Origin of the sequence: Salegentibacter sp., from assembly GCF_041642575.1 — a bacterium.
GTDB lineage: Bacteria > Bacteroidota > Bacteroidia > Flavobacteriales > Flavobacteriaceae > Salegentibacter.
On record NZ_JBEPWD010000074.1, the window covers coordinates 1 to 10,062 of the forward strand.

Annotated in this window: 8 protein-coding genes and 1 tRNA gene; 2 read left to right on the forward strand and 7 right to left on the reverse strand. The window is 41.9% G+C overall.

Annotated elements, in window-relative coordinates; translation table 11 throughout:
- Positions 1 to 106: 106 nt before the first annotated feature.
- The 7 genes from ACESK1_RS10260 to ACESK1_RS10290 all read right to left on the reverse strand — a co-directional run bounded on the left by ACESK1_RS10260 (position 107) and on the right by ACESK1_RS10290 (position 5,953).
- Positions 107 to 181: transfer RNA gene (locus ACESK1_RS10260), tRNA-Val, on the reverse strand.
- Between the two features lie 64 nt (positions 182 to 245).
- A complete protein-coding gene (locus ACESK1_RS10265; RefSeq protein ID WP_372920099.1) occupies positions 246 to 1,436 on the reverse strand; it encodes a folylpolyglutamate synthase/dihydrofolate synthase family protein in 1,191 nt (396 codons plus the stop codon).
- A 30-nt stretch (positions 1,437 to 1,466) separates the two neighbouring features.
- On the reverse strand, positions 1,467 to 2,291 hold the full coding sequence (locus ACESK1_RS10270) for an energy transducer TonB (protein WP_372920092.1): 825 nt from the start codon (positions 2,289 to 2,291) through the stop codon (positions 1,467 to 1,469).
- A gap of 1 nt (position 2,292) precedes the next feature.
- Entirely contained in the window at positions 2,293 to 2,685 is a 393-nt protein-coding gene (locus ACESK1_RS10275; protein ID WP_372920093.1) for an ExbD/TolR family protein, read from the reverse strand.
- Position 2,686: 1 nt separating this feature from the next.
- Positions 2,687 to 3,388: a MotA/TolQ/ExbB proton channel family protein gene (locus ACESK1_RS10280; RefSeq protein WP_372920094.1), complete on the reverse strand. Its 702-nt coding sequence runs from the start codon at positions 3,386 to 3,388 to the stop codon at positions 2,687 to 2,689.
- A gap of 208 nt (positions 3,389 to 3,596) precedes the next feature.
- The gene (locus ACESK1_RS10285) at positions 3,597 to 4,823 is read right to left on the reverse strand and encodes a Glu/Leu/Phe/Val dehydrogenase dimerization domain-containing protein (RefSeq protein WP_372920095.1); all 1,227 of its coding nucleotides are present in this window, start codon (positions 4,821 to 4,823) and stop codon (positions 3,597 to 3,599) included.
- A 65-nt stretch (positions 4,824 to 4,888) separates the two neighbouring features.
- A complete protein-coding gene (locus tag ACESK1_RS10290; RefSeq protein ID WP_372920096.1) occupies positions 4,889 to 5,953 on the reverse strand; it encodes an anhydro-N-acetylmuramic acid kinase in 1,065 nt (354 codons plus the stop codon).
- A 94-nt stretch (positions 5,954 to 6,047) separates the two neighbouring features.
- Between ACESK1_RS10290 and ACESK1_RS10295 the strand changes: the two genes are divergently transcribed.
- Together ACESK1_RS10295 and ACESK1_RS10300 are read left to right on the forward strand one after the other, a co-directional pair.
- Entirely contained in the window at positions 6,048 to 7,190 is a 1,143-nt protein-coding gene (locus ACESK1_RS10295) for an acyl-CoA dehydrogenase (RefSeq protein WP_372920097.1), read from the forward strand.
- Between the two features lie 239 nt (positions 7,191 to 7,429).
- Positions 7,430 to 10,062, forward strand: a 2,633-nt coding sequence (locus tag ACESK1_RS10300; RefSeq protein ID WP_372920098.1) for a glutamate synthase central domain-containing protein, incomplete at its 3' end; no start/stop codon positions are given.

Consider the following 10,062-nt stretch of genomic DNA (forward strand, 5'->3'; position numbering starts at 1 on the left):
AACCCCTGACTCTCCCGATGAAAAATCGGGATGCTCTGAACCAACTGAGCTACGCGCCCTAATATTTCATTAAAAAAGGCTTCTAATGAAGCCTTGTGAATGGATGTGGGCGCGAAGGGATTCGAACCCCTGACCCCTTGGGTGTAAACCAAGTGCTCTGAACCAACTGAGCTACGCGCCCATTCTTTAATGCGGATGCAAATATAGATTAGTTTTTGTTTTGCACCAAGAAAAAACAAAAAAAATCAAATTATTTCTGCCACGGTAAAAGTACTACCTCCCACGAAGACAAGGTCCTCATCTAAGGCACTGTCTACAGCGACTTCATAAGCTTTTGAAACCGAATCAAATACCCGGCCTTCCAGTCCATATTCCGCTGCTTTTTCAGCAAGAATTTCCGCATCTAAACCACGGGGAATATCAGGTTTGCAAAAATAATATTCGGCTGTTTTGGGTAAAAGAGGAAGGATAGTTTCCAGATCCTTATCGCTTACTACTCCAAGAACAATATGCAAATGCTGAGACTCTTCTTTTTTCAGCTGTTTCACTACTAAGCCTATCCCCTCCTTGTTATGTGCAGTATCGCAGATCACCTTAGGTTTTTCCTGTAATGTGTCCCAGCGACCCTGTAAAGAAGTATGCAGTTTCACGCTGTTTAAACCGTTTTTTAGGCATTCTTCAGGAATGTTCCAACCTTTATCTCTGAGTACTTTTACAACACCCAGAACGCTTTTCATGTTTTTATTCTGATAATCTCCTTTTAGATCTGTGCTGTATTTTGGAAAGCGAAGATCCTGAGCGAAAATCAATTTTGCATTCTGGTTTTTAGCAGTTTCGGTAAAAACAGGAGTAGTAGCCTTGTTCTTTTCCCCGATCACTACCGGTACATCTTTTTTGATAATTCCGGCCTTTTCCCGGGCTATTTCAGGGAGGGTACTACCCAGATGGGCAGTGTGATCCAATCCAATATTAGTGATCACAGAAACTTCAGGAGTAATGATATTAGTAGAGTCCAAACGACCTCCCATTCCAACTTCTATAACTGCAATATCCACTTCATTTTCAGCAAAATGATCGAAGGCAAGACCAACGGTCATTTCGAAAAAAGAAAGCTTAGCATCAGTCAGAAATTTTCTATGGTCATTTACAAATTCAACCACCGACTTCTCAGGAATGAGCTGTCCGTTAATTTTAATTCTTTCTCTAAAATCTTTCAAATGCGGGGAAGTATAAAGCCCAACCTTATATCCGGCTTCATGTAATACCGAAGCCAACATATGGCTGGTGGACCCTTTCCCATTAGTCCCGGCCACATGAATAGACTTGAATTTTTTATGTGGTTCTCCCAGGTGCTTTGCAAACTCAAGGGTTTTTGTGAGATCTTTCTTAAAAGCCTGATCTCCCAAACGTTGGTACATAGGTAACTGCTGAAACATCCACTCAACAGTTTCTTTGTAAGTATTCACCTATTCTGAGAGTTTAAAGTTATAAATAATTGTTCCTACCTGTCTGGAAGGAGCATTATCATCACTATTGAACCGAGTAGCCATAGCGGCACGTCTCGCAGGTTCAGTAAGACAGGAAGCAGAATTGGTAGTTCCTTTTACCCCGGGAGTTGCATCTACAACCTGGCCGTTGCGGTTAACTTCAATTCGCACTACCACAATACCAGATTCATTACAATCCTGAACAAATTTTTCTTTATTCAATGCCCTTCGTCCCCCAAGGCGGTAATTACCGTCTCCATCTATACCTGTTCCGTTTCCGTAATAGGAACTGGCATTGGGATCACCATCGGGAGAGCCCTTATCGCCTGCCTGATTATCGTCGCCTTCTCCTCCCGTCTCTGAACCGTCACGCTCAGGACCGTTAAGGATACTGCTCATCGCATCGGTTGTGGATTTATCGGGTTTAGGTTCGGGTTTTTCTGCCGGAGGTTGTTCCTTAGGTTCTTCGGGAGTTTCCTCTTTTACAGGTTTTGGCTCCTCTTTCTTTTCAATTACGGGAGCTTCTTCCGTTTCCTGAGTCACCACTTCCTCTTCAATTACCGGTTCGGGTTGAGATACCGGCTCGGGAGCAGAAGTTTGCTGTGGAGCAGATTGAACAGGCTCGGTAGGCTGATTATCTCCTGCACCAACTTCCGAAGTTCCAAAGTTTATAGCAATTCCGTTTTCCGGGGGCGGATCTAAATATTTAAACCCTAAAAACAGCATCAGAATAATCAAAAGCACGTGAAGTACCACCGTGATGGTAAAAGATTTTTTCTCGTGTTTTGTTTCAAGCATTGCCATTTTATTCCGGTTTTACGGCCAGTACGATCTTATAACTATTTCGGTTGGCGATGTCCATAACATTTACAGCCTTTTCTATTGGCACCCCTTCTTCGGCCCTTAGAATTATGGTTGGGTCTTCCTCTCCTACAAGTCTGCTTTTAAGCGTGCTCTCTAAAGCACTTGCGCTTACTCTTTCATCATTTATATAAAACTGAAGGTCTTTGGTAATGCTTACCGCAATATTTTGCTGAGTAGTTGTTTTACCTTTTGCCTTCGGAAGGATAAGATCCAGAGCTTCAGGAGTTATAACCGGAGAGGTTAGCATGAAAAAGATCAACAACAGAAATACGATATCTGTCATAGAGCTCATGCTAAAATCTGCACTGATTTTATTTCTGCTTCTTAAATTCATATTAAGCAGGTTCGTTTAGTAAGTCTAAGAAATCTACCGCTGTAGCCTCCATTTGATGAACCACTTTATCGGTTTTTACCACCAGGTGATTGTAACCTATATAAGCAATAATACCAACTATAAGTCCGGCAACGGTGGTTGTCATCGCGGTATAGATACCTTCTGCAAGGGCTCCCATTTGCGCCTGTCCACTACTTGTTGCCAATTCATGAAAAGCAAGTACCATACCAATTACGGTACCCAAAAATCCAATCATTGGGGCGGCTCCGGCAATGGTTGCGAGGATGCTGACATTCTTTTCCAGTTTGTAAACCTCCAGCCGACCGGCGTTTTCAATTGCGGTATTAATATCTTCCAGGGGACTGCCAATTCGGGAAATTCCCTTTTGGGTTAGTCGGGCCACAGGAGAATCGCTTTGTTCACAGCGCATTTTAGCCGATTCGATATTACCATTCAACACACTGTCTTTGATCTGAAGCATAAAATTCTTGTCTACCTGGCTAGCCGCCTTAATCGCAAAGAGCCTTTCAAAGTAGATATAGACTGCCGCAAACAAGAGCACAAAAAGAATAAGGATAATAATCTGGCCTCCAAGGCCACCACTTAACATCAGGTCAAATAAAGAAAGGGTTTTTTCTTCTACTACAGGCTCTGCCTCCTGAGCTGCCTGAGCAACGTCATCCTGCTGGAAAAAGTATAGCATAGGTATCTTTTAGGGTTTTGTATTTAACGTAATAAACTCTTTTTAATTGTAACCAAAAATAGTAAAATATTCAGCAGGACAAGGGGCATTCTGTTAATCGCCCGTTAATTATTTAAATCTCTTTATCATGTCTCCTGAATCAAGAAGCTAAAAAACAAAAACCCCACCGTACAGGCGGGGCAATAATTTTAAACATAAAATAATTTTCTTATACAAGTTGTTTAAGGGCAAGTTCGAAAGCGGTCTTGCTTACTCCTGTTTTACTGCTCTTATGATTGAAGGTGTCCTGGATGGCATTTTTAATAGTCATGGAAGTATCGTTAAAGATAGCTTCATCTGTCATTTGTACCCTGCGCTCCATAAAATAAGCAAAAACACGGGCCATTCCACAGTTCGCGATAAAATCTGGAATAAGACTTACTTTTTCATCGGTATATTCCATGATTGGTCCAAAAAAGATCTCCTCATCTGCAAAAGGCACATTGGCTCCTGAAGACACAACCTCCAGCTTACGTTCTATCAAACTAGTGATCTGATCCTTACTGATTAATCTGGAGGCTGCACAAGGAGCAAAGATCTCGGCGTCCAGTTTCCATATCTTTTGGTTAATTTCATTGAATGGAATTAAATCAGAGTGATTTAGCGTATTTCCTTTTTTAGCCAGAAACAATTCTTTGATTTCCTCAAAAGAAAAACCTTCCTCATTAATCAAACCTCCATCACGATCAATTATTCCCACTATTTTCACTCCCATCTGGGCAAAATAATAGGCGGCTGAGGAACCAACATTTCCAAATCCCTGTACTATAGCTCTTTTACCTTCAATATTTCCTCCGTAAATACTATAGTAATGTTTTACAGCCTCGGCAACTCCGTAACCGGTAATCATATCGGCAACTGTGTACTTGCGGCTGGTATCTGGAGAATATTTTGCATTTTCAAGAACCTTGATTACTCCCTGGCGTAACTGACCTATCCTGTTGATCTTGTCGGCTTCACTGGGTTGAAAGTGCCCGGTAAAAACGCCTTCCTGCGGGTGCCATACCCCACAATTCTCGGTAATTGGAATTACCTCGTGAATTTCATCAACATTCATATCGCCACCGGTGCCGTAATAGTTTTTCAGCAATGGAGAAACCGCTTTATACCAGCGCTCCAGTACACCTTTTTTTCTGGGGTCGTTAGGATCAAAATTAATCCCCGATTTTGCCCCACCAATAGGAGGCCCTGATACGGTAAATTTAACCTCCATTGTTTTTGCAAGGGAAAGCACTTCATTTTCATCAAGTCCCACCCGCATTCTTGTACCTCCACCGGCAGCGCCGCCGCGGAGTGAATTAATAACCGTCCATCCTTCGGCCTCGGTTTCAGAATCACGCCAGTTAAAAACTATTTCAGGCGCTTTTTCTTCATATAACTTTAATAAATCCTTCATTCTAGTTGTGGTTTTTGACAAATATATAAACTAAGTCTAATCTTATTGATGTTTCAATAAAATTTTCAAAGTTCAAATATCACTCCTGCGGAATGATCTTTTTCTGCTCCGGTAACCGAGCTTAAAGTATTAACCTCATCCCGTATTTTAAGCACTCCCAGTAATCCAAAAATCAGGGCTTCTTTAAAATCGATAAGTTCTTTGGACGGGATAGAAAGTTGGCATTTCGACCTATCTTTTAATTCCTTAATAATGAAATTATTAAAAGCACCGCCGCCGGTAAGGAGCACACTGGAATCCTCAGAATTATCCAGAGCATCAACTATTTGTTGCGCGATATGCACAGAATAGGTATGGAGAATGGTAGGAATATCTTCTTCATATTTTTCAAGAATGGGAAACACTTCGGCGGTAACCCATTCAATTCCGAGTGATTTGGGAGGCTTTTGCTTGTAAAATGAGAGTTGATTTAGTTGTTTCAACAGTTTTTCGTTCAACTCGCCCGCTGCGGCCAGTTTTCCGCCTTCGTCGAACTCTTTGCCCAGTTTTTTCGCATAATAGTTCAAAACTGTGTTTACAGCACAAATGTCGTAAGCAATTCTCTTCCCCTTTTCTTCTGTTGAAATATTGGCAAATCCTCCCAGATTAAGGCAATATTTATATTCCGAAAATAGAAGTCGGTCTCCAATTGGCACCAGAGGAGCTCCCTGTCCACGGAGTTTGACATCCTGCATCCTGAAATCACAAATCACCTTTTGCCCCGTTAAATAAGCGAGTTGAGGCAAATTCCCAATTTGAAGGGTATATTGGTTTTGAGGTTCGTGTTTTATAGTATGACCATGACTACAAACTGCATCCAAATCGGTTATATTATATTTTTCAATGAATTGGGAGATCACCCCGGCCAGATAATGAGTGTATTTCAAGTTAAGCTCTTGAAGACTTTCATCTGAATAATTTATTGCAGCCGCAAGTGTTTCCTGCCAGTTTATAGGATAAGGGCTGGTTTCGGCCTTTAAAATTTTATAAGACCACTGGTCTTTGTAGTCAAAGTTTACATACACAAGGTCAATCCCATCCAATGATGTACCCGACATGACGCCTAAAACCCTATATTTCGCTTTTTTCATATTCGTAAAATTAAAGAAAGTAAATTGAATAATACATATCAAAAAGCTATCTTTGGGGACCAAAATTAGTTTTTCCTTAAACAAAAATATAGATATGGATTTCAATTTCACAGAAGAACATATAATGATACGCGATGCGGCTCGGGATTTTGCAAAAAATGAACTCCTGCCGGGCGTCATAGAAAGAGATGAAAAACAGGAATTTCCCGCCAAGCAGGTGAAAATGATGGGGGAACTCGGATTTCTTGGAATGATGGCATCTCCTGACTATGGCGGTGGTGGAATGGATACGGTTGCCTACGTCCTGGCTATGGAAGAAATCTCTAAAATAGATGCTTCCGCCTCTGTAGTCATGTCGGTTAATAATTCCCTGGTTTGTTGGGGGCTTGACACATACGCCAATCCGGAACAAAAAGAAAAATATCTCACCAAACTTGCAACAGGTGAAAAACTGGGAGCATTTTGTCTTTCGGAGCCGGAGGCAGGTAGCGATGCAACTTCACAAAGAACCACTGCAATAGATAAAGGTGACCACTACATACTTAACGGAACAAAAAACTGGATCACTAACGGTGGTACCGCAGATTACTATATTGTGATCGCACAAACCGACCGTGAAAAGAAACATAAAGGCATCAACGCTTTCATCGTGGAAAAAGACTGGGGAGGTTTTGAAATAGGACCTAAAGAACAAAAGATGGGTATTCGCGGAAGCGACACTCATTCTTTGAACTTCAACGATGTTAAAGTTCCAAAGGAAAACAGGATCGGGGAAGATGGTTTCGGATTTAAATTCGCCATGAAAACCCTTTCGGGGGGGCGAATCGGGATCGCGGCTCAGGCTTTAGGCATTGCTGCCGGGGCTTATGAACTTGCTTTAAAATATTCAAAGGAAAGAAAAGCTTTTGGAACAGAGATCTGCAACCACCAGGCAATTGCCTTCAAACTTGCCGATATGCATACCCAAATCGAGGCGGCACGACATTTAGTAATGAAAGCTGCCTGGGATAAAGATCAGCATAACGATTACGATCTTTCAGGAGCCATGGCTAAACTTCACGCTTCAAAAACAGCAATGGACGTTGCCATAGAAGCCGTTCAGATTCATGGCGGAAATGGATATGTAAAAGAATATCATGTAGAACGTTTAATGAGGGATGCTAAGATCACCCAGATCTACGAAGGCACCTCTGAAATTCAAAAAATTGTAATTTCACGTTCTATCCTCAAGGATTAATCATTCTTAATTTAGAAGTAAAAGCCCGGGCCATTTTTGGTGCCGGGCTTTTATTTTTTATGACATTCTCTACTTTATTTTAGAAGATTTGGAATTCACCCCTTGTTTGTTTAAGTAATTATCATTTTACATCCTTTTAATTACTTTTAATGAATTTATTTCTGATTTAACACGATTACACGTTATTTTATTTATCGTTTTGGGTAATTTTGCAATAATTACTTAAGGACGAAAAGGACATGAAATTAAAAAAGCAGGGGCTCTATTCACCCGAATTTGAGCATGACAATTGTGGAGCAGGATTTATTTGCAATCTTAAAGGAAAACGCACTAACGATATAATTCATAAGGCTATTGATATCCTCATCAGGCTGGAGCATCGGGGTGCGGTAAGTGCCGATGGAAAAACGGGTGATGGTGCCGGAATTCTCATAGAAATACCTCACGACTTTTTTAAGGAAAACTGTGATTTTAAGCTACCGGATTTCAAGGAGTATGCCGTAGGAATGGTCTTTCTACCCAGGTCTGTCAATCAACGAAATATCTGTAAAGAAATTTTCGAGGAAGAAATTACCGGCCAGGGTCTTAATATTATCGGTTGGCGGGATGTTCCGGTTAACAGGGCCTGTCTTGGTAGCATCGCTTCCCTTTCTGAACCAAATATGCAGCAGGTTTTTATAGGTAAAGACGAAGAAATTTCAGCAGCAATATTTAATGCCCGGCTCTTTGCCGCCCGGAAAATTGCAGAGCATCGCATAGAAAAATCAGAGCTTTCTGAAGCTGATAGTTTTTACCTGCCAAGTCTTTCCACCAATACCATAATTTACAAGGGCCTGTTGATGCCCCAGGACATCAATGTCTATTACAAAGATTTAAACGAACCCGGAGTAGTAACTAAATTAGCACTGGTTCACCAACGTTTTTCCACCAACACTTTTCCTACCTGGGACCTGGCACAACCCTTCAGGTATATGTGCCACAATGGGGAAATAAATACATTAAGAGGAAATCTCAGCCGAATGAAAGCCAGGGAAGAACTTTTTGAAAGCGAGATCTTTGGGGAAGACCTGAAAAAGATCGTCCCCATAACCGCCGAGGGGAAATCAGATTCTGCTTCCATGGATACCGTCCTGGAATTATTGCTTCAAACCGGGCGCTCCCTGCCGGAAGCTATTATGATGATGGTGCCAGAAGCCTGGGAGAAGAACCCTTCAATGAATGATGAGAAAAAGGCTTTTTACGAATACAACGCCTGTATCATGGAAGCCTGGGATGGCCCTGCTTCCATACCGTTCACCGATGGAAATTATATCGGGGCTTTACTGGACCGGAATGGGCTTAGACCTTCGCGTTACACTCTCACCAAAGACGGGTATGTAATAATGTCTTCAGAAACGGGAGTAATGGACATCAAACCCGAAAACGTAGAACTCCATGGTCGCCTGGAGCCCGGAAGGATGTTTCTGGTAGATATGAACGAAGGTCGAATAATTCGGGACGAAGAAGTTAAGAGTAAAATCGTTTCAGAAAGGCCTTACAGAAAGTGGTTAAACAACAATCTACTCCCTTTGGCGAAAGTTCCTTACACCGGAAATAAAACCCCACAAGAGAAAATAGGTTTCAATACCCGGCAGAAACTTTTTGGTTATACCCTTGAGGACATCAGCACTATAATCACTCCAATGGCTACGCTTGGCAAGGAAGCCATCGGCTCGATGGGAGCTGATATTCCCCTGGCAGTACTTTCAGACAAACCTCAACTCCTGTTCAATTATTTTAAGCAATTATTCGCGCAGGTCACAAACCCTCCTCTGGATGGAATAAGAGAAGAGATCGTTACTGATATTAGTCTGTCTATTGGGGAAGACCGCAATATTTTCGATATAATTCCGGAGCAGGCCAAGAAACTGCGCATACAAAATCCTGTGATCTCCAACGAAGATCTCGATAAGATCAAATACATAGACCAACCGGGTTTCAAAACCGAATCGATTTCTATTTTATACGAAGCCGAGAAAGGACTTAACGGCCTGGAAGCCCGCCTGGATGAAATTATAAATGAGATCAACACAGCAGTAGACCGTGGTTGCAATGTGATCATTCTAAGCGACAGAAACGTAAATCCTAAACTGGCGCCAATCCCCTCACTCCTCGCCTGTTCCTTTGTTCATCACCGGGTAAAAAAATATAACAGGAGATCTTCCTTCGGAATTGTGGTCGAATCGGCCGAGCCGCGGGAACCTCATCACTTTGCGCTGCTTTTCGGATATGGTGCCAGCGCGGTCAATCCATATCTGGTAAATGAAATTATTCACCAGCTCGTGGAAGACAAAGAAATAGATATTGAAGACGCTGAAGAAGCCGTTCAGAATTTCAATAAAGCTATAGGAAAAGGGATTTTGAAGATCATGAACAAGATCGGTATTTCAACCCTGCATTCTTACCGCGGTGCACAGATCTTTGAGATCCTTGGTCTCAATCAAAAATTTGTAGATAAATATTTCAGCAATACCCCAACCCGCATTGAAGGAATTGGTTTATACGAAATTGAAAAAGAAGTTCAGAAACGCTTTGATGCAGCCTTTAATCCTCCCGAAACCGACACCGGCCTGGACCTTGAAATTGGCGGGGATTATCGCTGGAGAAGAAACGGTGAGCGGCATTTGTTTAACCCTGCCAGTGTTGCAAAACTCCAACAGGCTGTAAAACAAAACAATCCGAAGAGTTACCAGGAATATTCAAAACTCATCAACGACCAGAACGAAGCTTTAATGACCTTGCGCGGAATGTTTAAATTCAGGGACCTGAACCCAATTCCCATAGACGAGGTAGAACCCTGGACAGAGATCGTAAAGCGTTTTAAAACCGGGGC